The organism is Streptomyces sp. NPDC014801 (assembly GCF_043082085.1).
Lineage (GTDB): Bacteria > Actinomycetota > Actinomycetes > Streptomycetales > Streptomycetaceae > Streptomyces.
The window spans coordinates 190,220-215,539 of the sequence record NZ_JBIBXG010000008.1 but is presented as its reverse complement, the minus strand read 5'-3'; the positions used below and the strand labels follow the sequence as shown (position 1 = coordinate 215,539).

Sequence of the window (25,320 nt, the reverse complement as noted above, 5' to 3'; positions counted from 1 at the left end):
CGGCGCCCCGCCCACCGGGAGCGCCGGACGGAAGGGAGAGCCGTGCCCCGTCCGCGCACGCTCCGCAGATGTCTCCTCGCCGCCGCCTCCGCCCTGCTCGCCGCGTCCGCCGCGGTCGTTCCGGCTCGGGCGCAGAGCACCGGCACGACGGCCCCGAACACCGACGCGGCGGCCGCCGCGGTGATGTTCTCCGACACCTTCGACGGGCCCGCCGGCGCGCCGGTGGACTCCTCGAAGTGGCAGCTGGAGACCGGCGACAACGTCAACAACCACGAACGGCAGTACTACACGTCCGGCACGCACAACGCCGCCCTCGACGGACAGGGCCATCTGGTCATCACGGCCCGCCGCGAGAACCCGGCCGGCTACCAGTGCTGGTACGGCACCTGCCAGTACACCTCCGCGCGGCTGAACACCGCGGGCAAGTTCACCGCGCAGTACGGGCACGTCGAGGCGCGGATGAAGATCCCGCGCGGGCAGGGCATGTGGCCGGCGTTCTGGATGCTCGGCACCCCGGTGAACTGGCCGGACTCCGGCGAGATCGACGTGATGGAGAACGTCGGCTACGAACCCTCCACCGTGCACGGCACGATCCACGGCCCCGGCTACTCCGGCTCCGGCGGCATCGGCGCCCCCTACACCCTGCCCGGCGGGCAGGCCTTCGCCGACGCCTTCCACACCTTCGCCGTGGACTGGGCCCCCGACTCGATCACCTGGTCCGTGGACGGCACGGTCTACCAGCGGCGCACGCCCGCCGACCTGGGCGGCAAGACCTGGGTGTTCAACAAGCCGTTCTTCCTCATCCTGAACCTGGCGGTGGGCGGCTACTGGCCCGGCGACCCGGACGGCTCCACGGTCTTCCCGCAGCAGCTCGTCGTCGACCACGTCTCGGTGACGACCGGCGACTCGGCGGCGGCCGTGCCGATCCGGGGCCTGGCCGGCAAGTGCGTGGACGTGGCCGGCGCGAACCCCGCCAACGGCACCCCGGTCCAGCTCTACGACTGCAACGGCACCGCCGCGCAGGCGTGGACGGCCGGCGCGGACGGCACGCTGCGCGCGCTCGGCAAGTGCCTGGACGTCACCGACCGCGGGACGGCGGACGGCTCGACGGTACAGCTGTGGGACTGCACGGGCGGCGCCAACCAGAGGTGGACGGTCACCGCGGCGCACGACATCGTCAACCCGCAGGCGGACAAGTGCCTGGACGTCACCGGCAACAACTCCGCCAACGGCACCCGGCTGCAGATCTGGACCTGCACGGGCGGCGCCAACCAGAAGTGGACCCTGGGCTGAGCCGCCGCCCGGCGGTTCAGTGCAGGGCCCAGGTGAACTTGCCTCCGCCCACCCAGCGGACGACGTCCGGATCGTCCAGGTCGTGGACCGTGATCCCGAACGCGGCGGCCGCCTCCAGGACGCCGATCACACTCGTCGCCTCACCGACGACCTGACCGTCGATTTCCACGATGCGGAACGGTGGCGTGCCCGGCTGCACCCCGAGCACCGTGATCCGCGGTTGGGAGATGTGAGGGCTCGCGACTTCGGTCATGTCATCGAGAGTAGAGCGGAACCCGGACGAACGGGTCATCCAGGGCGTCCGTCCAGCAGCTCCAGCACCGCCGCCTCCACGGCGCCCTGGGTGGCCGGACGCCCGAACGCCCCGTGTTCGCCCAGCCGGGTGAGCGCGGGGGCGATCGTCCGGCCCTGCTCGAAGAGTTCGAAGACACGCGGGTCGATGTAGGAGGCGCGGCACACCGCGGGCGTGTTGCCCAGATAGCGGCTGACCTCCTTGACCGCCCGCACGGTCTGGCGGTGCCGGGCCGTCTGCGTGGCGCGGCCGGCTTCTGCGGTCACGGCCACCGCGACCGCCGCGAGGACCGTGGCGTGCCAGGTGCGGAAGTCCTTCGCGGTGATCTCCGCGCCCGACAGCCGGCGCAGCGCCTCGTTCAGATCGGGGCCGTGCAGGTCGTGCCAGGCGCCCCCCTCCCAGTACGTCAGCAGCCGCTCGCCACCGCGCCGACGCCGCAACAGGGCCCGTACGACGGCGTGGGCCTCCTCGTCGACCAGGGCGCGTACGAGCTCGATGCCGCCCTTCGCGGGGAAGCGGAAGGAGATCTCGCCGCGCCCGCAGCCGACGTGCTCGCGCAACATGGTCGTCAGGCCGTAGGTCTCGCTGTTCTTCGTGTGCCGGTCGCTGCCGATGCGGAAGAAGCCGAGGTCCAGCAGGCGTACCGCGCAGGCGGTGACGCGGGCGCGGCTCAGGCCCCGGCCGGCGAGGTCGGCGCGGACCCGGCGGCGCAGTTCGGGCAGGGTGCGGGCGACCTCGCGGACGTGCTCGTGCTTGGCCTGCTCCTGCCGGGCGCGGAACTCCTCGTGGTACAGGTACTGGCGGCGCCCGGCGTCGTCGGTGCCCACGGCCTGGAGGTGGCCGTTGGGCCAGGGGCAGATCCACACGTCCCGCCAGGCGGGCGGGATGGTCAGGGCCCGGATGCGGGCCAGCTGCCCGGGGTCGGTCAGGGGGCGCCCCTGCTGGTCGAGGTAGCGGAACCCGCGGCCGTGACGGACGCGCCGGTAGCCGGGCCGGTCGCAGGAGACGGTACGCAGACGCATGGCCGGCCGATCAGGGCCGGCGCCAGTCGTCGCCGGTCAGATGCGATCCGGCCTGCGGTCCCATGCGCAGCATGCCGCCGTCCACGCTCCAGGAGGCGCCGGTGACGTACGAGGCGTCCGGTCCGGCCAGGAAGGCGATCACGGCGGCGACCTCGCGGGCGTCGCCGGGGCGGCCGAGGGGGATGCCGGGCCGGGACTCCCCGTGCACGTCGATGTCCTCCTGCCCGGTCATCGGGGTGGCGATCTCGCCGGGGGCGACCGCGTTGACGGTGATGCCGTGCTCGGCCAGCTCCAGCGCCATCACCTGGGTGAGCAGGCCGAGTCCGCCCTTGGCCGCGCAGTAGGGGGCGGCGCCGACACGGGGCTGGTGCTCGTGCACGGACGTGACGTTGACGATCCGGCCGCCGTCGCCCTGCCGGACCATGTGCCGGGCGGCCCGCTGCCCGCACAGGAACGGGCCGACCAGATCGACCTCCAGCACCTCGCGGACCGTGTCCGGCTCCAGGTCGAGGAAGGGGGTCATGGTGCCCGTGCCGGCGTTGTTGACCAGCACGTCGATGCGGCCGAGCCGCTCGCACAGCGCGTCGACGGCGTCGGCGGCCTCCGGCAGCCGGGTGAGGTCCATCCGCTCCACCTCGGCGCGCTGCCCGTGCGCGCGGACCTCCTCGGCGGTCTCCTCGGCGCCCTTGAGGTCCTCGTGCCAGGTGATCCCGACGTCCAGTCCGGCCCGGGCCAGCCGTACGGCGGTGGCCCGGCCGATGCCCGAGTCGGCACCGGTGATCACGGCGACCTTGCGGCGGGTCGGGGTCGGGCCGGCCATGGCGAGCCTCCTCGTCTGGGTGAACACGCGGTCGAGCCATCGCAGTACCCGGCCCCACCGGGCACAAACAGCCACCACCCGCACGCACGCGGTCGCCACCCCGGGCCGCCACGGACGCCCCGCCTTGCGGCGCCTCGCACGTCACGCGGCCGCACCCGGCGCCCGACGGCAGTGGGCCCGCACGACACGCCCTCCCCCGGCGGATGCCGGCGGCCGGGCAGCTCACGCGTCTCGCGTCGCCACCCCCGTGCCGCCGGCGGAACACGCGGCGCCGCGCCCGGCGTCCCGTCGTCGTGCGGTGCGCGGGGTGCTGGGGAACCCTGGGGGCAGGAGGTGGCGATGGATCCCGTGGCGGCTCTGGAGCGGATCGCGTTCCTGTTGGAGCGGGCCCAGGAACCGACGTACCGGGTGCGGGCCTTCCGTACTGCCGCACGCGTGGTGCGCGAACTGCCCGAGGAGGAGCTGCGGGAGCGGGCGCCGGCGCTGGAGTCCCTCAAGGGCGTCGGGCCGAAGACCGCGCAGGTGGTGCGGGAGGCGCTGGCCGGCGAGGTCCCCGGATACCTGCGCAAGCTGGAGGAGGCGGCGGAGCTGGCCCCGGCCGTACGCGGCGGTGAGGGGCTGCGGGCGCTGCTGCGCGGCGACTGCCATCTGCACTCGGACTGGTCAGACGGCGGCAGCCCGATCGAGGAGATGGGCCGGGCCGCGGCCGCGCTCGGCCACGAGTGGGCCGTCCTGACCGACCATTCCCCGCGGCTGACGGTGGCCCGCGGCCTCTCCCCCGAGCGGCTGCGCGAGCAACTGGCCGTGGTGGCGGAGCTGAACCGGACCTGGGCGCCGTTCCGGCTGCTCACCGGCATCGAGTGCGACATCCTCGACGACGGCTCCCTCGACCAGGAGCCCGAACTGCTGGCCCAGCTGGACGTCGTGGTCGTCTCCGTGCACTCCAAGCTGCGCATGGACGCCGGCGCCATGACCCGCCGCATGGTGGCCGCCGTCCGCAACCCGCACGCCGACATCCTCGGCCACTGCACCGGGCGCCTGGTCACCGGCCGGGGCCGGCCGGAGTCGCAGTTCGACGCCGAGGAGGTCTTCGCCGCGTGCGCCGAGTCCGGCACCGCCGTGGAGATCAACAGCCGGCCCGAACGGCTCGACCCGCCCCGCCGGCTGCTGCGCCGCGCGGTCGAGGCGGGCGTGCTGTTCTCGATCGACACCGACGCCCACGCGCCGGGCCAGCTGGACTGGCAGATCAACGGGTGCGCCCGCGCCGAGGAGTGCGGGGTGGACCCCGCACGCGTCGTCACCACCTGGTCCGCCGACGACCTGCTCGCCTGGACCCGTACCCGCCGGGTGCCGTCCGGCGTGACGGACGGCTGACGTGGTACCCGGGCGGGCCGTGAGAGAAGGGATGACCGCATGGAGCGAGCCGCCGTGTTCGACGTCGACGGAACCCTCGTCGACACCAACCACCTGCACGTCGTCACCTGGTGGGAGGCCCTGCGCCAGGCGGGCCACCGGGTGCCCATGCACGCCGTGCACCGGGCGGTCGGCCTCGGCTCCGACGATCTGATCGCCCACCTGCTGGGCGAGGACCGGGACAAGGACCAGGACGACCAGCTGAGCGCCGCGCACACCGCGCTGTACGGCCAGTACTTCGACCGGCTGCCCGCCTTCGCGGAGGCCGGCGCGCTGCTGAAGCGGCTGCACGGCGACGGCTGGGCCGTGGTGCTGGCGACCTCCGCGAGCGGCCCCGAACTGGAGGCCCTGCGCCGCGCCATCGACGCCGACGACGCCATCACGGCGACCGCGAGCTCCGACGACGTGGAGCAGGGCAAGCCCGCGCCGGAGCCCGTCGAGCACGCGCTGGAGCTGGCCGGGGTGCCGGCCGAGCGGGCCGTGTTCGTCGGCGACACGGTGTGGGACATGCGGGCGGGACGCCGCGCCGGGGTGCGCTGTGTGGGCGTGCTGTGCGGGGGCATCCCGCGCGCCGACCTGGAGGAGGCGGGCGCGCAGGAGGTCTATGCCGACCCCGCCGATCTGCTGGCCCGGCTGGAGGACAGCCCGCTGGGGTGATCGGAACGCCCCGCCGGGATACCCGTCGCGCATGACACGAGCGACGGACGCCCTGCGGGGTGAGGTACGGGCTGTCGGCCAAGCGGCCGGCGCGGCCGTACGGGGCCCGGGACGAGAGCGCGATCTGGTGGTGCAGTCGCTGAAGGCGGCGGGGGCCGGGCTGCTGGCGTGGGTGGTGGCCCGGCTGTGGCTGAACGACCCGATGGCGCTGATGGCGCCCTGGGTGGCCGTCGTCCTGGTGCAGGCGACGGTCTACAGCTCGCTGCGGCGCGGCACCCAGCAGTTCGCCGCGATCTGCGCGGGCGCGCTGATCGCGTCGGCGGCGCAGGCGGTGACCGACGACACGACGGGCGCGCTCGCCCTGTCGCTGCCGCTGCTGATGCTGCTCGCGAACTGGCCGCGCTTCGGCGACCAGGGTGTGTACGCGGCCACCACGGCGATCTTCACGCTGACGGCGGGCTCGGTGTCGGCCTCCACGGTCGGTCACCGCATCGGCCAGGCCGCCCTCGGCGCGGTGATCGGGGTCGGGGTGAACGCGCTGGTGCTGCCGCCGGTGCATCTGCGGGACGTACGGGAGAACCTGTCGGCCCTGGCCCGGGAGGCGGGCGACACACTGCACCTGGTCGCGTCGGGACTGCGTGAGGGCGACTGGGACGCCTCGGTGACCGCCGAGTGGTCGCGCGCCGCCGACCGGCTGCAGCGGCGGTGCCGGGCCCTGGGCTCGGCCCGGGCGTGGAGCGAGGAGAGCCTGCGGCTGACCTCCGCCCCGCTGCGGGCGCTGCACCGGGTGCCGCAGGGGGTGCCGCCGACGACGGAGGACGAGCGGTTCGGCCGGGTCGCCGGGCATGTCACGGCGCTCACCCGCGCGCTCGCCGTCGCCGCCGACGACACGCGCACCCCCGCCCCGCCGCAGGGCGAGGCGCTGCGGCTGTACGCGGACCTGCTGGAGCTGATCGGGGACGCCTGCCACGCGGAGGCGGACCGGTTCGGCGACCCTCATGCCGGGCCGGCGGTGGGCGACGCGCGCCGCGAGGCGGAGATGGAGGAGCTGCGCGCGCGGCTCCAGAAGAGCCTGGAGGAACACGTGGGGCTGGGCGCCTCGGTCGCCACGGTCCTCGGGACGCTGCTGCTGCAGGCGGAGAACATCTGGGCGGAGGCCGTACCTGGGCAGGACGACCCGGGCGACGGGGGCGATTCCGCGCGCGTGACGCAGATCACCTCAAACAGCGACAAGCCGGGGAACACCCGCAGGTAGTCACCCGTTGAACCAACCGTGGGTGCGGATGGGACAGTGTCCCCGGGCCTCACCTTTTGCCCACAGGGACGATCGTTCGGCTGAAGCCCTGTGGAGCCTTTCGCCGAGAGGCGACCGCCATCCGCGCCCACACCTAGGACCGCCCCGACCGAGATCCCCCCGTCCGGTCGGGGCTTTTTCGTTCCGCCGCGAGCGGCGCGTCCCGTCCTGCCGCGAGTGGCGCTTGACTTGGAGTGCACTCCACTTCATAGCGTGCCGGGCATGAGCGACAGCGTGATCACCGCACAGCACAAGATCGGCTCCGGCTTCGGCGCCCGTTCCACCGCGGACGACGTCCTGGCCGGCCTCGACCTCACCGGGAAGCTCGCCCTCGTCACCGGCGGCTACTCGGGCCTCGGCCTGGAGACCACCCGGGCCCTCGCCAAGGCGGGCGCCCGGGTCGTGGTCCCGGCGCGACGGCCCGCCGCCGCGCAGGAGAACCTGGCCGGCATCGACGGCGTCGAGGTCGACGACCTGGACCTCGGCGACCTGGACAGCGTGCGCGGCTTCGCCGAGCGCTTCCTCGCCTCGGGCCGCACCCTCGACTACGTCATCGACAACGCCGGCATCATGGCCTGCCCCGAGACCCGGGTCGGGCCCGGCTGGGAGGCGCAGTTCGCCACCAACCACCTCGGTCACTTCGCGCTGGTCAACCGGCTGTGGCCGGCCATCGAGCCGGGCGGCGCCCGGGTCGTCTCGGTCTCCTCGCGCGCCCACCACTTCTCCGGCATCCGCTGGGACGACCTGCACTGGCAGCGGGGCTACGACAAGTGGCAGGCCTACGGCCAGGCGAAGACGGCAAACGTGCTGTTCGCCGTCCACCTCGACCGGCTCGGCCGGGACCGGGGCGTGCGGGCCTTCTCCCTGCACCCCGGCGGCATCCTCACCCCGCTCCAGCGGCACCTCCCCAAGGAGGAGATGATCGAGCGCGGCTGGATCGACGAGCACGGCACGGTGCTCAACCCGGAGGGCTTCAAGACCCCGGAGCAGGGCGCGGCCACCCAGGTGTGGGCGGCGACCTCGCCGCAGCTGGACGGCATGGGCGGCGTCTACCTGGAGGACTGCGACATCGCCGAGCCGGCCGCCGAGGGCGGCACCACCGGCGTCAAGCCCTGGGCCACCGATCCGGAGCAGGCGGCCCGCCTGTGGGACGTCTCGGCGCAGCTGACCGGCGTGAACGCCTTCGCCGCCTGAACCGTCCGCACCCCGGGCCTTTGGCGGACCTCGCCGGCCCGAGGGGGGCGGCCGGCGAGGTCCGGTTCCCGGGCCGGCCGGTCCCGCCCGCGGCGGGCCGTTCAGGCGGTCGTCGCGAACGCGCGCAGATCCGCGAGGAGTTGCGCGGCGTGGGTGGCGAACAGGCCGTGGCCGCCGTTGTCGTACACCTTCAGGGTCGCGTCGGGGGCCAGGGCGGCCGCGCGGCGGCCGGTGAGCTCCAGGGGCGCCGAGGTGTCGTGGGTGCCGTGGATCACCAGGACCGGCAGATCGAGCTTGGCGACCTCCGGGGCCACGTTCAGCTCGGCGATCAGCTCGCGCAGCGCGATGCCCGCGCGGGGCGTGGAGACGTGGCAGGCGCGGACCATCGACTGCACGTACGCCTCGGAGAGCTCGTTGCCGGGCAGGTCGCGGGCGAAGAAGGAGTCCGCGCCGGTGGCGAAGAAGGCGGACCGGTCGCGGCGGACGGTGTCGTTGGCCGCCCGCATGCCCTCCGGGTCGAAGCCCTCGGGGAGGTCGGCGCAGCGGACGAGGCCGGGCGCGACACCGGCGACGAGGGCGAGCCGGGCGATCCGCGCGGTGCCGTGCCGGGTCAGGCAGCGGACGCACTCGACGGTGCCGACCGAGTGGCCGACGAGGGTGACCGCGCGCAGGTCGAGGTGGTCGAGCAGTCCGTGCACGTCGTCGGCGAGGCCGTCCAGGTCGAAGCCGCCCCACACGTCGTCCGAGCGGCCGTGCCCGCGCCGGTCCAGGGCGACGCAGCGGAAGCCCTCCTCGGCCAGCGGGATCATCTGCGCCTCCCACATCTCCGTACCGAAGTAGGCGCTGTTGACGAAGACGATCACGGGTCCGTCGGCGGGGCCGTAGTCGACGAAGTGCAGCCGGGTGCCGTCGACGGGGCTGGCGAAGTACGGCATGGGACGTCCTCCTGCGGTGCGGTGGGCGGGTACGTCCCTCATCCTTCCGGCGGTGCGGACGCGGGTCGATTACCCCGGAGGTCATGGCCGTCCGCCCGGTGGCGAAGGGCCCGGCGCGGTGGTGTGCTGGAAAGGTCCCCTGGAGTCGTCATGGGCCACCTCTCCCCCATCCGCCCCTCGCCTGCCGGACCGAACGGTGCGGCCAGGCCGTTGCCGCCCGCGCGGGACCTCGCGTTCGCCTGGTCCCTGATCGTGCTGATCGCGGCGCTCGCCTGGGTGCTCACCGTCGGCCAGGCCCGCGACATGGGCGTCGAGCCCGGCACCATGGGCATGGCGCTGCCGCTGTTCCTGCTGCTGTGGCTGACGATGATGGCGGCGATGATGCTGCCGTCGATGGCCCCGGTCGCCATCACCTGGGCGCGGTCGATCAGCCGCCGTTCCTCCGGCTGGGCGCGCACGGCACGCACGACGGAGTTCGTGTGCGGCTATCTGCTGATCTGGACGGCGTTCGGCCTGCTCGCCTACGGGGCACTGGCGTGGACCGGCAGCCTGGTCGACGGCCATCCCGACGCCGGGCGCTGGATCGGCGCCGCCGCGTTCGCCCTGGCCGGGATCTACCAGCTCTCCCCGTTGAAGAGCCTGTGCCTGCGGCACTGCCGCAACCCGATGAGCCAGCTGATGCGCTACGCGGCCTTCCGGCCTCCGGCCCGCGATCTGCGGGTGGGCCTGCACCACGGCGCGTACTGCGTCGGCTGCTGCGCGGGCCTGATGGTCGTCCTGGTCCCGCTGGGCGTGATGAACGTGGCCGCGATGGCGGGCCTGGCCGTGGTGATCTTCGCGGAGAAGCTGTGGCCGGGCGGCGTCCTGCTCGGCCGGGCGCTGGGCGTGGCCTTCCTCGTCCTGGCGGTGCTGGCGCCGTTCCACCGGTGGCTGCTGCCCGGGCTGCAGCAGGCGGCACCGTCGATGGGCGGGATGTGACAGGTGCCGCGCCGGTCGGCGGGCCGGATGTGACGGGTGCCGCCCGGTCGGCGGGCCGGATTGTGAGGGGTGCCCCCCGGTCGGCGGGCGGGCGGTGACGCGTTGCGTCACGCGCGGCCCTTGGTGGCCGCCCCCTCGCCCTCCTCGCTGCTGAACACATAGTGGGCCGACTCGCCGTACGACGCCTCGTAGCGCAGCCCGAAGGCGTCCGAGGTGCCCGTCGTGGTGCCGACCCCGAATTCGGGCGCGAAGCCGAACATCGCGTTGCGGACGGTGGTGGGCGTGCCGTCGGGACCCTTCAGCGGCTCGTACGACAACTCGGTGTGGCCCTCGACCTTCACCACGGGCTTTCCGTCCTCCTGCACGGACACCGCGGCCCGCTCCATGCCCAGGTACTCGCCGTAGAACTCCGACAGCGCGCCGAACGGGCCGCCCTCACGGCCGGACAGGATGCGCTCCAGGGCCTGCGCCTGCTCGTCGCCGGCGCCGCTGTCCACGATCAGCCCCACCTTCCAGCCGCCGGAGCTGAGGTTGGAGGGGAACTCGTTGTAGAACGCGAAGTCCACGCCCGCCAGGTCGACGTCGTCCAGGTGCCCCTCCGCCACGTGGAACACCGCCGAGCCCAGGCATCCGATGTTGCCGTGCTTGTCCATGGGCGGCCCGTCGTAGGGGCAGCCGCACAGCACCGCACAGGAACACCCCGCCACGTAGTTCCCGGAGATCGTCCATCCCATGGCTCCTCCGCCTCCTCGTTCCCACGGCGGCGGGCGCACGCGTGTCCGCTGTGTCCGCTGTGTCTGCTGTGTCCTTCCAGGTTAAGTCGGTCAATTGACGCTGTAAACGGCCGCTCGGCCGGGAGCCCGGCCACCGCCCCTTCCTCGCTGCGTGTCCGGCCGGGCGGAGGGTACCCGGACCGTCCGGCCGCAGCGAGGAAGGGAGCCGAAGGTGAGCAGCACCTCGGGCAGCAGGGTCGTCGTCACGGGCGCCACCGGCAACGTCGGCACCAGCGTGGTGCGGCTGTTGTCGGAGGACCCCCAGGTCGGGTCGGTGCTGGGGCTGGCCCGCAGGGTGCCGCAGTGGGCGCCGCCGAAGACCGAGTGGGAGGCGGTGGACCTGGCGTCGGAGCGGGCGGGGCTGGCGGAGCGGTTCGCCGGCGCGGACGCGGTGGTGCACCTGGCGTGGGCGTTCCAGCCGACACACGATCCGGCGACGACGTGGCGGACGAACGTGCTCGGCAGCATCAAGGTGTTCGAAGCCGTGGCGGCCGCGGGGGTGCCGGCGCTGGTGCACGCCTCCTCCGTGGGGGCGTACTCGCCGGGCCCCAAGGACCACGCGGTGGACGAGTCCTGGCCCACGCACGGCTGGCCGGACGCCGCGTACTGCCGGGAGAAGGCGTATCTGGAGCGGGCGCTGGACACCTTCGAGCGGGAGCATCCCGAGACGCGGGTGGTGCGGATGCGGCCGGCGTTCCTGTTCAAGCGGGAGTCGGCGAGCGAGCAGCGGCGGATCTTCGGCGGGCGTTTCCTGCCCGGCCCGCTGGCCCGGCCCGACCTGCTGCCGTTCCTGCCGGACGTCCCGGGACTGCGGGTGCAGGCGCTGCACACGGACGACGCGGCGCGGGCGTACCAGCTGGCGGTGGCCTCGGACGCGCGCGGCGCGTTCAACCTGGCCGCCGAGCCCCCGCTGGACGCGCGGGTGCTCGGTGAGCTGCTCGGCGCTCGCACGGTACGGCTGCCGCGCACGGCGGCCCGCTCGGCGATCGCCGCGGCGTGGGGGCTGCATCTGCTGCCGGCCTCCCCGCACCTGTTCGACGCGGTGCTGCGGCTGCCGCTCATGGACTGCACCCGCGCCCGGGTGGAACTGGGCTGGCGCCCGGAGCGCTCCGCGACGGACGTGATCCAGGAGTTCCTGGAGGGCCTGCAGCAGGGCGCGGGCGCGAAGACGGCCCCGATGGCGGGGCGCAAGGTGGGGTGAGCGGCTGCCTGCCGCCCTGTCGCGGGGCCGGGCCGCGCGGCAGGCAGCGGCGGCTCGGCGAGGGCCGAGCCCTGCACGGTGGATCAGGAGAAGGGCCGGGCCCCCGACGGTGTGTCGGGGGCCCGGCCCTTCTCCTTGGGGCGGCGGCCCTTCTCCTTGGGGCGGCCCTTCTCCTCGGGGCTTGTTCCCGCAGGTCAGCCCGACGGCTCGTCCGGCGTCGGCTGGTCGGGGTTGGCGGCGGCCGTCCGCGGAGTGCCGTCGCGGCCGGTGCCGGCCTCGTCGGTGTCGGGCACGTCGGTGTCGTCCCCGCTGCCCGTCTCCTCGTCGGTGTCCCGGCCGGCCGCGGGAGTGGGGACCTCCCACGGGTCCTCGCCCGCGTCGGCCTGCTGGTCGGGCAGGTCGCGCGGGACCGGGTCGCCGTTCCCGCCGGGTGTCTCGGCACGATGTGCGGCCACGACATGCTCCCTTCCGTGCTCGTCCGGCCCCGCCGAGTACCTCCCCGGGGAGCGGCGAAACCCGGCGCGATCAAGGAAGCGACCGGCTTGCGGGTACGGCGGTCAGCGCGGCGTCCGCTCCTGCAGGGCCGTGCGCCAGGCCGGCGCCGGGGTCGGGGCCTCCCGCTCGGGGCGGCGGCCGCCGCGGGCGAAGAAGCCGGCCAGCGGGAGGATCGCCGCGCCGACGGTCACCGCGTCGGGGCCGAGCCGCCCCAGCTCGATGCGGACCTTCTCGGCGGGGTGCCGCAGCGCGTAGGCGGCGGCGTGGCGGCGGACCGCCGGCAGGAAGCGGGCGCCGAGCTGGAGGCCGGCCCAGCCGCCGATCAGGATGCGTTCGGGCTGGAAGAGGTTGATCAGGTCGGACAGGCCGGCGCCCAGGTACTCGGCGGTCTCCTCCAGCACGGCGAGCGCCACGGGGTCCGCCTCGGTGCCCTCGGGCGGGTAGGCGGCGGCGAGCATCGCGGTGAGGGCGGCCTCCTCGTCGGTGCCCGACGGGGGCCTGCCGCCCTCCTCCGCCCAGCGGGCGAGCAGCGACTCGGCACCGGCGTACGCCTCCAGGCAGCCGAGGGCACCGCACCGGCAGCGCCGGCCCCGCACGCGTACGGTCAGATGCCCCCACTCGACGGCCCGCCCGTGCTCGACGTCGGGCGTGACCAGGCAGGCGCCGACGCCGGAGCCGAAGAGGACGACGACGGCGTTGCGGGCGCCGCGGCCGCCGCCGAACCACATCTCGGCCTGGCCGAGGGTCTTGGCGCCGTTGTCGATGACGTAGGGGACGGTCTCGGGCAGCGGGGAGCCGGCGCGCAGCAGCGCCTCCAGCGGGGCGGCGTCCCAGCCGATGGTCTGGCCGTGCACCACGGCCCCCTGCTCCGGGGTGTGTTCCACGATGCCGGGGACGCCGATGCCGACGCCGAGCAGCCGTTGCGCGTCGATGCCGGAGGCGCCGAGCACGTCCGCGATGCCGTCGCGGATGTGGCCGACGATCTCCTCGACGGCGTATCCCCGCTGTTCCAGCGGCCGCTCGGCGCGGGCCAGTTCGGTGAGGGTGAGGTCGAACAGCTCGACGCGCACCCGGGTCTCGCCGACGTCGACGCCGATCATGTGGCCGCTGCCGGGGGCGACGCGCAGGAGGGTGCGGGGGCGGCCGCCGTCGGAGTCGACGCTGCCGGCCTCCTCCACCAGGCCGTCGGCGATGAGGTCGGCGACGACATTGCTGATCGAGCCGGAGCTCAGCCCGGTGGCCGGGCCGAGCTCGAAGCGGCTGAGCGGCCCGTCGAAGTACAGGCGTTGGAGTACGGCGGCACGGTTGGCCCGCCTCAGATCCCGTACCGTGCGCCCGTTCCGCCCCGCCATGTGGCTCCCTTCCACCCCTGCCGACCTGCACCCTATCCCCGCGCGGGGTGGGAGCGCACTTTTCCCACCTCTTAGTTCACGCAGAAAGGGAAGCGGCTCGGGCCGTCCTCGCGCCCGTCAGCCCGCCGCGTACACGTCCTCGACGTACCGTCCGGCGGCGACCAGGCCGTCGAGCCATCGCCGCGCCGCCGTCTCGTCGGCGCCCGGGGTGCGGTCGCGGTACAGGGCGCGGAAGGCCTCGCGGACGCCCGGCGCCATGCGCGCGCCATCGCCGCAGACGTACACGCGGGCGCCGGCGTCGAGCAGCCGGCCGAGTTCTCCGGCCTCGGCGGCGACGCGGTGCTGGACGAACATCAGCCCGTCGACCGGGGCCGCGCTGAAGGCGGGTCGGAGCGAGACCGCGCCGGCGGCCTCGGCGGCGCGCAACTCCCCGGCGTGCAGGAAGTCGGCGTCGGGGGCGTCGCAGCCGAAGTAGAGGAGGGCGGGCGGAAGGTCGGCCCCGGCGGCGAGCGCCGCGACACGGTCGGCGATCGCGCCGCGGAAGAGCGCGAGGCCGGTCCCGGCGGCGATCATGACGACCGGCCCGGAGTGGTCGATACGGAAGGCCTCCCGGCACGGCTGCACCCGCGCGTACACGGTGTCGCCGGGCCGCAGGGACGCGAGGTGGCCGGAGCCGGTGCCGATGCGGTCGCCCTTGCCGGAGCGGGCCGGCGCGTGCAGGACCGACACCATCAGGTCGGCATGGCGCGGGTCGGCGGCGGGCGAGGAGGAGACGGAGTAGTGGCGCGGCCGCAGGGGCGTGAGCAGGTCGAGCAGCGCGGGCCAGTCGAGGGCGCCGCGCAGCGCCGGGTGGTCCTCGAACAGCTCGACGAGGGTGCGCGGGTCGTCGTCCGCGAGAGCGGCGAGCGCGGCGCGCTCGGGCGGGCAGGGGTTGGCGGCGGCCAGGGCGGCGACACGGCCGGGTCCGGGCCGCTCCTGCAGCTCGACGTGGTGGGTGAGGAGTTCGCGCACCGTCACGGGGCGGTCGACCGCGAGGCCGTCACGACGGCGGCGGACGGGCCGGATGTCCAGGACCGTGTCGAGGCCGACGCCGAAGGCCGCGGCGGCGCGCTCGACGAGGGCGGGCGCGTTCGCGGGCAGCACGGTGAGATGGTCGGCCGTGCGGTAGGTGACGCCGTCGGGCAGCGCGAGCCGGACGAACCGCTTGCGGCGCGGGTGGCCGGGCGCGGTCAGGTCGCGCGCCTCGGTCACCGTCATCGGCAGCAGTCCGTGCCGCTCGGCGAGCGCGTCGAGGGGGCCGCCGGTGAGGGTGCGCACCTCGTACGCCGCGGCCGGTGCGGGCGGCTCGCCGGCCACCGCCTCGGGGTCGCCGTACCGCTCCAGCAGCGCCGCGCGCAGCCGTACGGTGAAGTCGCGGACGGTGCCGGTGAAGTCGCCGGAGGCATCGGCGGCGGCGCGTTCGGTGAGCCGGATCGCGCCGAGCGCGGCGAGGCGCTCGTCGATGTAGGTGGGCACCTGCTGGTAGGTGGCGGCCCAGTTGCGGTCGCCGACGCCGAGGACGGCGTAGGTCACACCGGTGAGGTCGTGGTCCTCCTCCAGCCAGGCGGCGAAGGCGGCGGCGTCGTCGGTGGGGCGGCCGTTGTAGGAGGCGGCGGCGATGATCACGGGCCGGTCGGTGGGCAGCGCGTCCACCTGGGCGTCGAGCGCGGCGACCTGCGGGGCGCAGCCGATGTCGGCGGCCTCGTCGGCGAGCCGTCCGGCGAGGTCGCGGCAGGTGCCGTAGTTGCTGCCGTGCAGGAACAGGGCGCCGGTGCCGGTGCGGACCCGGGCCGGGAGGGAGTCCGGGGCGGGGCCCGCCGTGACGGGCGCGGGGGCGGCCCCCGGCAGCGGCGGGTGGACGCGGTCGGCGGCCTCCCGCCGGGTCAGGGTCAGGGTGAAGCCGTCGGGCTTGAGGGTGAGGGTCTCCTTGACGTCGAGCCGGTAGCCGGCGTGGTCGTGGAGCCGGTAGCGGTGGACCAGCAGGGCCAGCAGCATGGTCGCCTCGTGCAGGGCGAACTGCCGGCCGATGCAGGCGCGTTCGCCCGTGCCGAAGGGCTTGAAGGCGTGCACGGGGCGGGCCGCCTCGGCCTCGGGCGTGAAGCGGGAGGGGTCGAAGAGCTCGGGGTTGTCGCCCCACACGGGCTGGCGGTGCAGCATCGGCGCGAGCACGGTGACGGCCTGCCCGGCGCGCAGCGGGATACGGCCGCCGAGGAGGGTGTCGGCACGGGCGTGCCGGCTGAACGCGGCGGCGGTGGGCCACAGCCGCAGCGCCTCGTTGAGCACCTGCCGGGTGCAGGTCAGCCGGCCCACGTCCTCGAACGTCGGCTCGGGATCGGCGGTATCGCCCCACAGCGCGTCGGCCTCCCGCTGCACGAGGCGCAGGGCGGTGGGGTGCTTGGCCAGGTGGTACAGCGCGAACGACATCGCGCCGGAGGTGGTCTCGTGCCCGGCGATCAGGAAGGTGATGACCTGGTTGCGGATGTTGGCCGCGTCCAGCGTGGTGCCGTCGGCCGGATGCTCGGCGCCGAGCATCAGGCCGAGCAGGTCGGTGGCGTCCGTGTCCGTGGCTCCGGCGTCCGTGGCACCGGCGCGGGAGGCGATGACGTCGTCGACGACCTGGGCGAGGTAGGCGGCGTCGTCCCGGAAGGCGGCGTCGGCGGCCGAGTGGTCCTCACCGGGGGTCCGGGCCAGGCGCGTCATGCTCCAGTGCAGGCAGCGGACCATCGACTCGACGAAGGGGTGCGGCTGGTGCCGGGTGAAGGAGCCGAAGTCGTAGCCGAAACCGGCCAGTCCGATGGTGTCCAGGGTCATCCGGGTCATGTCGTCGGCCACGTCGACCGGGCGGCCCTCGCGGGCGGCGCGGTCCCAGGCGGCGATCAGCCGGCGCGCCACCCGCAGCATGACGGGGTGGTAGGTCCGCATCGAGCCGAGGGCGAAGGCCGGCATGAGGATGTCGTGCGCCTTGGCCCAGTTGGGCTCGTCGTTGTACGCGGTGAACAGGCCGTCGGCGGCGAACTCCCGGACGTTCTCGAGCGCCGGGCCGACGTGCTTGGCGAACCGCTGTTCGTCGGCGAGGTCGGCGACCAGGTCCAGGTCGGCGACGAACAGCGTGTCCCGTCCGTGCAATCGGCGCACCAGCACCGGACCGTGCTCCCGCATCAGGTCCATGACCTGCTGGATCGGGGTGAGGCCGGGACCGGTGGCGGTGATGTCGACGACGGGGACGCCGGGGTGGGCGGCTGCGGTCTTCGGATGCGCTGCGGTGGGGGGCATGGCGCGACAACTGCCTTTCGCGGTAAGGACGTACTGCGCTCCAGACTCATCGACCGGCCCCGGCCCTCCGCGCCGGGCGACTACATGATTGTGTAGTGCACGAACGCGCGTCGCCCTTGCGCCGAGGGACGGGAGGTGCTGGTGGACTGGGGCCGGCAGGAGGCCGTGGTGTGGCGCAACCGCGCGCTGACGCTCTTCGACCGGGTGGCGGTGCCGGTCGCCGTGTGCGATGTGTACGGCGGTGTGCTGCTGGCCAATCCGGCCATGGCCGCGGAGTGCGGTACGACGCCGGGGCGGCTGCGCGGCCGGCCCGTGCTGGAGCTGTTCCGGCCGCTGCAGGAGGCGCAGGTCGAGCGGATCGCGCAGGCGCTGCGGCTGCGGCACCGCTCCCGCTACCAGGTGTCGGTGCGCTGGGACGCCCCGGGCGGGGCCACCGAGCGGTTCGGGGAGCTGACGGCGGATCCGGTGAGCGACACGGCGGACGACACGCCCGCGCTGCTGGTGATGCTGCGGGTGCTGGGCGAGCGCGAGCCGCGGCACGCGCCGTCGGCGCAGGTCACGCCGTTCGAGGCCCGCATCCTGGCGCTGCTGGCCGGGGGCGCCACCACGGCGCGCGCCGCCCGGGAGACGGGCCTGACGCCGGACGGCGTGACGTACCACCTGCGGCGCCTGTCGGCCCGCTGGGGCGCGGCGAACCGTACGGAACTGGTGGCGCGTGCTTACGCGTCGGGGGTGCTGACGGCCGGGGTGTGGCCTCCGGCGCCGGCCGCGTCCACCGGTGCGTAGGCGCGGGCGTCCCGGGGCGTTGTCCCGGTGTGGGTGGGGCGTGGTCCCGGCGTCCCGGCGGCGTGGGCCCAGGCGTCCGGGGTGCGTATGCCGCGGCGTCCCGGGGCACCCGGGAAATTCATTGGCGCCCCGTCGCTGCGCCTGCCTAACCTAGGCGAAAACCTAGAGCTCCTAGGTTCGGCTAGTCAGGAAGCGGTCATGAGGTCACTCACCGAGCGGGACATCCGCGACTCGTTCATCAACTGCTCGAAGGGCGAGGCGAAGCGCCTGACGGTCCCCCGCGATCTCGACGAGCGCCCCTGGGGCGACCTGGACTTCCTCGGCTGGCGCGATCCCGGCGCCCCCGACCGCAGCTATCTGGTCACCGAGCGGAACGGCGAAGCGGTCGGCGTCACCTTCCGCTTCCCGCCCGCCCAGCGCACCCTGATGCAGCGCAGTCTGTGCGGGCTGTGCCTGACCTCCCACCCGCGCGGCGGTGTGTCGCTGATGACCGCGCGCAAGGCGGGCACGGCGGGCCGCGAGGGCAACTCCGTGGGGCTGTACATGTGCACGGACCTGGCCTGCTCCCTGTACGTGCGCGGCAAGAAGATGCCGGCGGGCGGCACCCGCTTCGAGGAGAGCCTGACCCAGGAGGAGCAGATCGCCCGGATCACGGACCGTCTCTTCGCCTTCCTCGACTCGCTCCACGCCTGAGCGCCGCCGCGGCGAGCCACCCCGACCGCCGGGCGCCCCACCCCCACCACCGGGCGCCCCACCCCGACGGCCGGGCGCCCCACCCCGACGGCCGGGGCGCGTCGGGTCGTCCGTCTGCCGGCGCTACCGGTCGCGCAGGCGGGAGGCCTCCACCCGGTGGAGGTGGATGAGCACGTCGTGGCTGCGTGACAGGGCGACGGCGTGCGGATCCTCCGGCCAGGCGGTGCCGATGCTGCGGGTCGGGCGGGCCCGCGCCAGCCACTCCCGCGCCGGGGTGCCGGCGGCGCGCAGGTCGAGCACGTAGTCGTCGTACCGGACCCGGTCCAGGGTCTCCTCGTTGCTGCCGGGTCCGGCCGGGGGCAGTGTCCATCGGCGGACCGCCCCGTCCGGGGAGGTGGCGTTGAACGAGCCCCGGTCGAAGGTCAGGCCGACGCTCACATAGCCCGCCCCGAGCCGGTCGCGCAGGAAGGCTCCCTGCATCCTCGGATAGTGCTCGGGGTCGTCCGGTACGTAGGCGACGTGGGCGTCGTGCGCGGACAGCAGCACCTTGGTGCCGGTGTGCCGCTGCCACCACACCACGTTCGCGGCCATCGTCTCGTCGCGGTAGCGCATGGCGGCGGCGATCCCGGCCGGGTCGTCCAGGTCGAAGGCGTACTGGCGGGTGGTCTGCTCGACGGCGGTCGCCTGCCGCACCGCCCACGCGTGGGCCGCCGGGTTGCGGCCGGGCCCCAGCGCGCGCACCAGTTCCAGGGCGCGGCCGGCGCGTTCGGCGCTGGCACGGCGCTCGGCGAGCGGGGCGCCGAGGTACCGCTCGATGTACTCCCCGGTGTGCGTGGTGGGCCGCAGGCCCGCGTACAGCGCGGCCAGGCGCGTGCCGAGACCGGGCCGGCGGGTGGCCGCGTAGTGGGTGACCTGGTCGTAGACCTCCGGGCCCGTCCAGGCGGTGTCGTCGCCGAGGAAGCGGACCGGGTCGCCGGGGTGGTGGACGTTGTACGCCCGCATCCACTCCACGAGCCGCAGGTAGTCGGTGTTGTTCCACCAGCGGTAGTCCCGCTGGAACTCCTCGCTCATGATGCGCCGCGGGTCCCCCTTGCCGTTGAGCACGTAGTCGTTCAGCCGCAGGCCGGTGCTCCACGGCGCCTCGAGCGCGAAGGTGCGAAAGCCCTGCTCGCGCACCAGGTGGCGGAAGACGCGGTCCTTCAGGGCGAAGAAGTCGTGCGAGCCGTGCGTCGCCTCCCCCAGGCCCACGACCCGGGCGCCGCCGATCATGCGGCTAAGGGCGCGCAGGTCGGAGGTGTCGCCGCCGGGCTCGACGGTGCGTAACGGCCGGGCGGCGCGATCCAGGGCGGAGACCACGGAGGCGTCCCGTGTGGTGGTGGCGGCGGCCACGGCGGGCGCCGTGACGGATCCGCCGGCCAGGGCGGCGAGCAGGGTGAGGGCGACTGCGGTGCGGTGTCGGTTCATGCCCTCCACGCTGGCGCGGCGCACCCCGCGCGGACCATCCGGCGGTCCGCAGCGCCGGCGGGGGGTTACCCCCACGGAGGCAGAGCCGTAGGCGTCGGGTTTCGGCCATGGGGCGTTCGAGGCTCGGGAGGAACGGGAACAGGCCAAGGGATGCGAGATGTACGTGAGTGGACGCCTGCCCTCGCGCGGTTGTGGGCGTGGCGCCGGGACCCCGCGGTCGTCCAGGCCCTGCGCTCGGCGGCCGCGGCGACGGTCGCCTACGTCGTCGCGGTACGGCTGAGCCCCGAGCCCGCCCCGCTGACCGCGCCGCTGACCGCCCTGCTGGTCGTCCAGGTCACCCTGTACGCCACGCTCACCAACGGCATCCGCCGGGTGAACGCCGTCGTGGCCGGGGTGCTGGTGGCGATCGCGTTCAGCCTGCTCGTGGGCCTGACCTGGTGGAGTCTGGCGCTGGTGATCGTGGCCGCGCTGGCGGTCGGGCACCTGGTGCGCGTCGAGGAGTACGTCCAGGAGGTCGCGATCAGCGCCATGCTGATCCTCGGCGTGACCACGCACGGGGCGACCGCCTGGGCGCGGGTACTGGAGACGCTGATCGGCGCGGTGGTCGGCATGGCGTTCAACCTGCTGCTCGCCCCGCCCGTGTGGGTGGACGAGGCCGGCGAGTCCATCGACGGCCTGGCGCGCCGGGTCCGGCAGCTGATGCTGCGCATCGGCGAGCAGGCCGCCGGGCGCACCCCGTTCGAGCTGGCGGCGGCCCGGCTGCACGAGGCGCGCCGCCTGGACCACGACATCTCCGAGGTCGACGCGGCGCTGCGGCAGGCCGAGGACAGTCTGCGGTTCAATCCGCGGGTGCGGGAGGGACTGCTGCACCGGGTCGTGCTGCGCACCGGCCTGGACACCCTGGAGATCTGCACGGTCGTGCTGCGGGTGCTCGCCCGCTCGCTGACCGACCTGGCCAAGGAGCGCGACCCGGAGCCGCTGTTCCCGCCGGCGACGGGCGCGGCGGTCGAGGAACTGCTCTCCGAGATCGCCAACGCGGTGGTGAGCTTCGCGGTGCTGGTCACCACGCACACCAGCCTCAGCGCCGAGTCCGCCGAGGAACGGCTGACCACCCAGCTGCGGCAGGCCGCGGCCACCCGCGACAAGGTGGCCCAGCTGCTGCTGGAGGAGGTCCAGCGCGACCCGCGCAACTGGCAGCTCGGCGGCGCCGTGCTCACCGAGGCCAACCGCATGATCGACGAGCTGGACACCGAGCACCGCTCGCGCCGGCTGCTGGAGGAACTCGACCGGCACACCCGTGAACAGCGCGAACGGCTGCCGTGGGTGACCTGGCTGCGGGACCACCTGGGCCTGCCGCGGCGGCTGCGGCAGCGGGGAGCCCGGCTGCGCGAGCGGATGCGGCGGCCGCTGCGGCGGAACCGCGAGGCCGCCGCCCGGCGTTCTTCCTGACGAGTCACGACACCGCGCCGGCACCCCTGCGCGGTGTCCGGAAAGCATCGGGCGAGGAGCGTGCGGATGAGCGGTGACGGTGGCGGTGTGCGGATCGACGGGAACACCTTGCGTCTGCCGGGTGGTGCGGTGGTGCGGTTCATCCGCACGCTGCGGCTGCCCGAGTCGGGCACCCATGCGCTGCCGCCGGGGCTCGGCGAGTTCCCGGTGCGGCGGGTCGCCGACTACCCGGACACCGTGCCCGAGGCGTGGCGGGCGCGCGGTGGCGTGATGCTGCCGGTGTATCTGCGCGAGGCCATGTGGCTGAGTTTCGCCGGTACGACCGAGCCGGCCGCCCTGCAGGTCGGGGTGGGCAAGGTGTGCGCGGTCTCCGGCAAGCCGTGGACCGGCCGGCTGTCCCGGGACCCGCAGAACTACGTCGTGCTGCCCCGCCAGCCCTGGCTGGACGGCATCAACTCCGGCAGGGGCACGGTGCGCCAGTTCGTCGCGGTGCCGCTCGGTCTCGGGGCGACGGTGGAGGGACAGGTCACCGGCGAGGAGGTGTGGGGCGGCGTCCAGCTGCAGTCCTTCCCGCTCGGCGAGCCGGCCCTCCAGCGGTGGCGGGAGGAACAGCGGCGCCTCGCGGAGGCGGCGCGGTCCGCCGCGGCGACCGGGGGCTACGGCATGCCCGCGCCCGGCGCCGCGCCCGCCGGGGGCTACGGCATGCCCGCGCCGGGCGGCCCGCCCGCGATGGCGGCCGCGCCGGGTGCCGCGCCCGCCCCTCCGGGCGCCGCGCCGCGGGCCGCCGCGGCGATGGGGCTGGGCGTCGGCGGGTCCATGCGCCAGGAGGTCTACCGCGACGACCGCCCGCTCACCGACTGGGCACCGGAGCCCGCCGGGCGGGTCTTCGTGCACCTGGTGACCCCGCCCGAGTGGCGCCGCATCACCGGTGAGGCTCCCCCGCCGTCCCCGGTGGACCGCGCGGCGTACACCCGGGCGGGCCTGCCCTGGTACGACTACTACGACGCGGACGCCGCCGACCTGGCCCCCGCCGACCCCCTGCAGTCGGTCAAGCCGGTCGGCGACTGGCTCGGCGACGACCACACCCCCTGGCACCCCCCGGCCCCCCACCAGATCCACCCCTTGCAGCCGGGCAAGCCGGTGACGGACGGCGACTGGTAGCCCCGCACGCCCACCCCCGGGTGCGCGGGGCCCTCTCACCCGAGCGCCGGGCCGCCGGGCCCGCGCTCCGGGGGGAGGAGCGCGGGTGGACCCGCCGCCCGCGCGCCCCACTTGGCCGGATCCCGCCTGTCCCCGAATCGGCCGCCCGCGGCGTGGCGTGCGTTGCCCGTAGGGGCGCCGCGCGGCGGTAGCCCCGTCGCCGAGGCGCCCCCGGTCGGCACCTGCAAGGACGACCCGGGCCGGCGTCGCCGTCCGCGCGCTCCCCCACTCGGACGGGTCCCGCCTCTCCCCGAACCGGCCGCCCCCGCGGTGGCCGGCGCTGCCCAACGGCTCGCCGGGCGGCCGTGGCTCCGTCGCCTAAGCGCGCCGGTCGGGACCTGGACGGTCGCCCGGGGCGGCATCGCCGTCCGCGCGCTCCCCCACTCGGACGGATCACGGCCGGCCCGAGCCAGCCCCGGGTGGCCGGCGGTGCCGGGTTGCGTCGTGTGGGGGCGGGTTGCGAGGGTGGCTGCCACGATCGGCGGGGCGACGAGCTGAGGTGCGGGCATGGTCAGTGGCGGGCGAACGGCAGGCGGAGCCGGCGGGAGCCGGCGCAGTCCCGGCCCGGCGGCGCGCGGGACCGACGGAGCGCACCGCCCCTCCGCGCAGGGCGGGGCCGACGGAACGGACCGCCGAACCGACGGACGGGAGCCCTCGGCCGGGCGTGGCGTCGATCCGGACCGGTGGCTCGCCGCGGCCCGTCGGACACAGCCGCCGGCCGTCGGTGACACCCGCTGGAGTCGCCGTCGGATCGTGGGGGCTTTCGGCGGTGTCGCCGCCCTCGGGGCCCTGGGGGCGTGCGGGAGCGGGCGGGAGTCCGGCGCGTCCGCCGCGCCCGGGACGGCGGCCCGCCCCTCCGGGCAGGCCGATCGCGCGCCCGCGCCGCGTCCCCTGTGCCTCGGCACCTACACCTCGGTGCCCGGCGGCGGCACGGGCATCGGGCTGGCGGTGTACGACCCGGCGACGGGCCGCATCACCGGGCGGGACACGCTGACGGGCGTCGCCGACCCGTCGTATCTGGCGCTGCATCCCGACGGGCGGACGCTGTACGCCGTGGACGAACGGGACGACGGCGCGGTGACCGCCGTCCGGCTCGCCGACCGCCGGGTGCTGGGCAGCCGTGGCACCGGGGGCGCCGCGCCCTGTCATCTGTCGGTGCATCCGAGCGGGCGGTGGCTGCTGAGCGCGAACTACGGCTCGGGCAGTGTCGCGGTGCATCCGATCGGCGCCTCGGGCGCGCCGGGCGAGCGCGCCGACCTGGTCACGCACACCCGTCCGGCGCCCGGTCCGGGCCAGGAGGGGCCGCACGCGCACCAGGTCGTCACGAGCCCCGACGGAGGTCACGTCCTCGCCGTCGACCTGGGCACGGACACCGTGTACACCTACCGTCTGGACCCGCGCACCGGGAAGCTCACGGAGGTCGCGCAGGCCCGCACCCGCCCCGGCACCGGCCCGCGCCATCTGACCTTCCATCCGGGCGGCCGCCACGCCTATCTCGTCGGCGAGGTCGGCAACTCGGTGACGGTATGCGGCTACGACCCGGCGAGCGGCCGGCTGACGGTCGGCGAGCCGCAGTCCACGGGCGCGGACGGCGGCACCAACTACCCGGCCCAGTGCGTCGTGACGGCCGACGGCCGGTACGTCTTCCTCGCCAACCGGGGCCACAACAGCCTGGCCCGGTACGCGGTGGAGGCGGACGGCGCACGGCTGAGGCTGCTCGGCACGGTGCCCGTCTCCGGCGACTTCCCCCGGCAGATCGCCCTCTCCCCCGACGGCCGGCTGCTGTTCGCCGCGAACCAGAAGTCGGGCACGGTCAGCGTCTTCCACGTCGACGGCCGCACCGGTGATCTGCGGCTCGCCGGAGAGCCGTTCCCGTCACCGGTCGCGGTCTGCGCGCTGCCGCTGTAGGGCGCGCGGGCAGCCGGCGGCGCTCGCCTGCGCGAGCAGGTGGTGCATGCGCTCGGTGAGCTGCCCGACGTCGTCGGCGGGCGTGTGGAAGGGCAGGCGTACGTCGCCGTGGGTGCGGGCGCACTCGATGCGCAGCGTCAGCCCGTGCCGGTCGACGGCGAGCGGCCGGACCCGTACGGCGCCGTGCAGGCTGCCCGGGTCGACGAGCCGGGTGAGGCGTTCGACGGCGTCGGGGTGGGCGTCGGCGAGGTGGGTGAGCAGGTGGGCCTCTGCACCGGCCAGCGGGTCGGGCGCGGCGGCGGCGAAGTCGTCGAGGCCGACGACGACGGCGCCGGAGGGGCGGCGCAGCACCACGCGGGTGGGCCGGAAGACGAGGTGGTCGTCCTCGGCCGCGAACCAGCCGGCCAGCCACAGCCGGGCGCGGATGCGCCGGCGGACGGGGACGGGGGCGACGTCGGCGAACTCCAGCACCGCGGACGGCTCCCCGCGGGGCGCGCAGATCGCGGCGGCCCACAGTGCGCTGTCCTCGGGCAGGCGCAGCAGCACCCGTCCGCCGCCGGTCACCTCGTGCGCGCCGATGAACTCCTCGCGGCCGCCCTCGGCGGTCACCGCGCAGGACCAGGCGGCGGCGAGCACCGACCGGGCCCGTTCGGCCGCTGCGGGCGCGGCGGCCCACGTCTGGCTGTCACCCATCCGAAACCTCCTTAGGTAAGGCTCACCTAACCTATCGGAGATCGAGGTGCACGCCAACCACGCCCCCACCCGGACAGGGAGTGACAGGCCCGGAGA

Annotated in this window: 22 protein-coding genes; 12 read left to right on the top strand and 10 right to left on the bottom strand. The window is 75.0% G+C overall.

Annotation, left to right across the window (positions count from 1 at the left end):
• The first annotated feature begins 42 nt into the window (after window positions 1-42).
• Complete coding sequence (locus tag ACF1AL_RS20865) at window positions 43-1,293, top strand: ricin-type beta-trefoil lectin domain protein (protein ID WP_391826845.1); 1,251 nt, start codon at window positions 43-45, stop codon at window positions 1,291-1,293.
• A 16-nt stretch (window positions 1,294-1,309) separates the two neighbouring features.
• Here the strand turns inward: ACF1AL_RS20865 and ACF1AL_RS20860 are convergent, their stop codons facing one another.
• The 3 genes from ACF1AL_RS20860 to ACF1AL_RS20850 are packed head-to-tail and all read right to left on the bottom strand — an operon-like array spanning window position 1,310 to window position 3,427.
• Window positions 1,310-1,546: a hypothetical protein gene (locus ACF1AL_RS20860; RefSeq protein ID WP_366838522.1), complete on the bottom strand. Its 237-nt coding sequence runs from the start codon at window positions 1,544-1,546 to the stop codon at window positions 1,310-1,312.
• 35 nt (window positions 1,547-1,581) lie between these two features.
• The gene (locus ACF1AL_RS20855; RefSeq protein ID WP_391826843.1) at window positions 1,582-2,607 is read right to left on the bottom strand and encodes a DNA topoisomerase IB; all 1,026 of its coding nucleotides are present in this window, start codon (window positions 2,605-2,607) and stop codon (window positions 1,582-1,584) included.
• Between the two features lie 10 nt (window positions 2,608-2,617).
• Window positions 2,618-3,427, bottom strand: a complete 810-nt coding sequence (locus ACF1AL_RS20850) for an SDR family oxidoreductase (protein ID WP_386419220.1) — start codon at window positions 3,425-3,427, stop codon at window positions 2,618-2,620.
• A gap of 339 nt (window positions 3,428-3,766) precedes the next feature.
• Here ACF1AL_RS20850 and ACF1AL_RS20845 point away from each other — a divergent pair, with 339 nt between their 5' ends.
• The 4 genes from ACF1AL_RS20845 to ACF1AL_RS20830 all read left to right on the top strand — a co-directional run bounded on the left by ACF1AL_RS20845 (window position 3,767) and on the right by ACF1AL_RS20830 (window position 7,985).
• Complete coding sequence (locus ACF1AL_RS20845) at window positions 3,767-4,801, top strand: PHP domain-containing protein (RefSeq protein ID WP_391826841.1); 1,035 nt, start codon at window positions 3,767-3,769, stop codon at window positions 4,799-4,801.
• Between the two features lie 39 nt (window positions 4,802-4,840).
• Window positions 4,841-5,497, top strand: a complete 657-nt coding sequence (locus ACF1AL_RS20840) for an HAD family hydrolase (RefSeq protein WP_391658621.1) — start codon at window positions 4,841-4,843, stop codon at window positions 5,495-5,497.
• Window positions 5,498-5,528: 31 nt separating this feature from the next.
• On the top strand, window positions 5,529-6,752 hold the full coding sequence (locus tag ACF1AL_RS20835) for an aromatic acid exporter family protein (protein ID WP_391826839.1): 1,224 nt from the start codon (window positions 5,529-5,531) through the stop codon (window positions 6,750-6,752).
• 273 nt (window positions 6,753-7,025) lie between these two features.
• Window positions 7,026-7,985, top strand: a complete 960-nt coding sequence (locus ACF1AL_RS20830) for an SDR family NAD(P)-dependent oxidoreductase (protein ID WP_391818748.1) — start codon at window positions 7,026-7,028, stop codon at window positions 7,983-7,985.
• A 101-nt stretch (window positions 7,986-8,086) separates the two neighbouring features.
• Here ACF1AL_RS20830 and ACF1AL_RS20825 read toward each other — a convergent pair whose 3' ends face one another.
• Window positions 8,087-8,920 carry an alpha/beta fold hydrolase gene (locus ACF1AL_RS20825; RefSeq protein ID WP_391700139.1) on the bottom strand — a complete coding sequence of 278 codons (834 nt, stop codon included), beginning with the start codon at window positions 8,918-8,920 and terminating at the stop codon, window positions 8,087-8,089.
• Between the two features lie 150 nt (window positions 8,921-9,070).
• Between ACF1AL_RS20825 and ACF1AL_RS20820 the strand changes: the two genes are divergently transcribed.
• Window positions 9,071-9,898, top strand: coding sequence for a DUF2182 domain-containing protein (locus tag ACF1AL_RS20820; protein WP_391826837.1), 828 nt, complete (start codon window positions 9,071-9,073; stop codon window positions 9,896-9,898).
• Window positions 9,899-10,005: 107 nt separating this feature from the next.
• Here ACF1AL_RS20820 and ACF1AL_RS20815 read toward each other — a convergent pair whose 3' ends face one another.
• Window positions 10,006-10,632 (bottom strand): DUF1326 domain-containing protein, encoded by a 627-nt coding sequence (locus ACF1AL_RS20815; protein WP_391826835.1) that lies wholly within the window; start codon window positions 10,630-10,632, stop codon window positions 10,006-10,008.
• A 211-nt stretch (window positions 10,633-10,843) separates the two neighbouring features.
• Here ACF1AL_RS20815 and ACF1AL_RS20810 point away from each other — a divergent pair, with 211 nt between their 5' ends.
• Window positions 10,844-11,872: an SDR family oxidoreductase gene (locus tag ACF1AL_RS20810; RefSeq protein WP_391777527.1), complete on the top strand. Its 1,029-nt coding sequence runs from the start codon at window positions 10,844-10,846 to the stop codon at window positions 11,870-11,872.
• Window positions 11,873-12,066: 194 nt separating this feature from the next.
• On the opposite strand, the gene ACF1AL_RS20805 is transcribed toward ACF1AL_RS20810, so the two are convergent.
• The 3 genes from ACF1AL_RS20805 to ACF1AL_RS20795 form a co-directional block, all read right to left on the bottom strand.
• Window positions 12,067-12,327: a hypothetical protein gene (locus ACF1AL_RS20805; protein WP_391658627.1), complete on the bottom strand. Its 261-nt coding sequence runs from the start codon at window positions 12,325-12,327 to the stop codon at window positions 12,067-12,069.
• Window positions 12,328-12,429: 102 nt separating this feature from the next.
• On the bottom strand, window positions 12,430-13,719 hold the full coding sequence (locus ACF1AL_RS20800) for an ROK family protein (protein WP_386915321.1): 1,290 nt from the start codon (window positions 13,717-13,719) through the stop codon (window positions 12,430-12,432).
• Window positions 13,720-13,836: 117 nt separating this feature from the next.
• On the bottom strand, window positions 13,837-17,031 hold the full coding sequence (locus ACF1AL_RS20795; protein ID WP_391826833.1) for a cytochrome P450: 3,195 nt from the start codon (window positions 17,029-17,031) through the stop codon (window positions 13,837-13,839).
• A gap of 141 nt (window positions 17,032-17,172) precedes the next feature.
• Between ACF1AL_RS20795 and ACF1AL_RS20790 the strand changes: the two genes are divergently transcribed.
• Window positions 17,173-17,817, top strand: a complete 645-nt coding sequence (locus tag ACF1AL_RS20790; protein ID WP_391826998.1) for a PAS domain-containing protein — start codon at window positions 17,173-17,175, stop codon at window positions 17,815-17,817.
• Between the two features lie 198 nt (window positions 17,818-18,015).
• The gene (locus ACF1AL_RS20785) at window positions 18,016-18,510 is read left to right on the top strand and encodes an FBP domain-containing protein (protein ID WP_391818247.1); all 495 of its coding nucleotides are present in this window, start codon (window positions 18,016-18,018) and stop codon (window positions 18,508-18,510) included.
• Window positions 18,511-18,633: 123 nt separating this feature from the next.
• Here the strand turns inward: ACF1AL_RS20785 and ACF1AL_RS20780 are convergent, their stop codons facing one another.
• Complete coding sequence (locus ACF1AL_RS20780; RefSeq protein WP_391826831.1) at window positions 18,634-19,974, bottom strand: erythromycin esterase family protein; 1,341 nt, start codon at window positions 19,972-19,974, stop codon at window positions 18,634-18,636.
• A gap of 150 nt (window positions 19,975-20,124) precedes the next feature.
• Here ACF1AL_RS20780 and ACF1AL_RS20775 point away from each other — a divergent pair, with 150 nt between their 5' ends.
• From ACF1AL_RS20775 to ACF1AL_RS20765, 3 genes are all read left to right on the top strand, one after another.
• Window positions 20,125-21,423 carry an FUSC family protein gene (locus ACF1AL_RS20775; RefSeq protein ID WP_366840246.1) on the top strand — a complete coding sequence of 433 codons (1,299 nt, stop codon included), beginning with the start codon at window positions 20,125-20,127 and terminating at the stop codon, window positions 21,421-21,423.
• A 66-nt stretch (window positions 21,424-21,489) separates the two neighbouring features.
• Complete coding sequence (locus tag ACF1AL_RS20770; protein ID WP_391826829.1) at window positions 21,490-22,584, top strand: hypothetical protein; 1,095 nt, start codon at window positions 21,490-21,492, stop codon at window positions 22,582-22,584.
• 828 nt (window positions 22,585-23,412) lie between these two features.
• Window positions 23,413-24,531, top strand: a complete 1,119-nt coding sequence (locus ACF1AL_RS20765; RefSeq protein ID WP_391818750.1) for a lactonase family protein — start codon at window positions 23,413-23,415, stop codon at window positions 24,529-24,531.
• Here ACF1AL_RS20765 and ACF1AL_RS20760 read toward each other — a convergent pair.
• Window positions 24,499-25,224 (bottom strand): DUF2470 domain-containing protein, encoded by a 726-nt coding sequence (locus tag ACF1AL_RS20760; RefSeq protein WP_391818253.1) that lies wholly within the window; start codon window positions 25,222-25,224, stop codon window positions 24,499-24,501. The two genes, ACF1AL_RS20765 and ACF1AL_RS20760, sit on opposite strands and share 33 nt — an antisense overlap.
• Between the last annotated feature and the right edge of the window lie 96 nt (window positions 25,225-25,320).

Excerpts from the sequence above, each read along its gene's own strand:
- ACF1AL_RS20835 (WP_391826839.1), top strand. The coding sequence starts at position 5,529 with ATGACACGAGCGACGGACGCCCTGCGGGGTGAGGTACGGGCTGTCGGC.
- ACF1AL_RS20825 (WP_391700139.1), bottom strand. The coding sequence starts at position 8,920 with ATGCCGTACTTCGCCAGCCCCGTCGACGGCACCCGGCTGCACTTCGTC.
- ACF1AL_RS20770 (WP_391826829.1), top strand. The coding sequence starts at position 21,490 with ATGAGCGGTGACGGTGGCGGTGTGCGGATCGACGGGAACACCTTGCGT.
- ACF1AL_RS20820 (WP_391826837.1), top strand. The coding sequence starts at position 9,071 with ATGGGCCACCTCTCCCCCATCCGCCCCTCGCCTGCCGGACCGAACGGT.
- ACF1AL_RS20775 (WP_366840246.1), top strand. The coding sequence starts at position 20,125 with ATGCGAGATGTACGTGAGTGGACGCCTGCCCTCGCGCGGTTGTGGGCG.
- ACF1AL_RS20780 (WP_391826831.1), bottom strand. The coding sequence starts at position 19,974 with ATGAACCGACACCGCACCGCAGTCGCCCTCACCCTGCTCGCCGCCCTG.
- ACF1AL_RS20815 (WP_391826835.1), bottom strand. The coding sequence starts at position 10,632 with ATGGGATGGACGATCTCCGGGAACTACGTGGCGGGGTGTTCCTGTGCG.
- ACF1AL_RS20840 (WP_391658621.1), top strand. The coding sequence starts at position 4,841 with ATGGAGCGAGCCGCCGTGTTCGACGTCGACGGAACCCTCGTCGACACC.
- ACF1AL_RS20760 (WP_391818253.1), bottom strand. The coding sequence starts at position 25,224 with ATGGGTGACAGCCAGACGTGGGCCGCCGCGCCCGCAGCGGCCGAACGG.
- ACF1AL_RS20795 (WP_391826833.1), bottom strand. The coding sequence starts at position 17,031 with ATGCCCCCCACCGCAGCGCATCCGAAGACCGCAGCCGCCCACCCCGGC.
- ACF1AL_RS20850 (WP_386419220.1), bottom strand. The coding sequence starts at position 3,427 with ATGGCCGGCCCGACCCCGACCCGCCGCAAGGTCGCCGTGATCACCGGT.
- ACF1AL_RS20845 (WP_391826841.1), top strand. The coding sequence starts at position 3,767 with ATGGATCCCGTGGCGGCTCTGGAGCGGATCGCGTTCCTGTTGGAGCGG.
- ACF1AL_RS20855 (WP_391826843.1), bottom strand. The coding sequence starts at position 2,607 with ATGCGTCTGCGTACCGTCTCCTGCGACCGGCCCGGCTACCGGCGCGTC.
- ACF1AL_RS20800 (WP_386915321.1), bottom strand. The coding sequence starts at position 13,719 with ATGGCGGGGCGGAACGGGCGCACGGTACGGGATCTGAGGCGGGCCAAC.
- ACF1AL_RS20785 (WP_391818247.1), top strand. The coding sequence starts at position 18,016 with ATGAGGTCACTCACCGAGCGGGACATCCGCGACTCGTTCATCAACTGC.
- ACF1AL_RS20860 (WP_366838522.1), bottom strand. The coding sequence starts at position 1,546 with ATGACCGAAGTCGCGAGCCCTCACATCTCCCAACCGCGGATCACGGTG.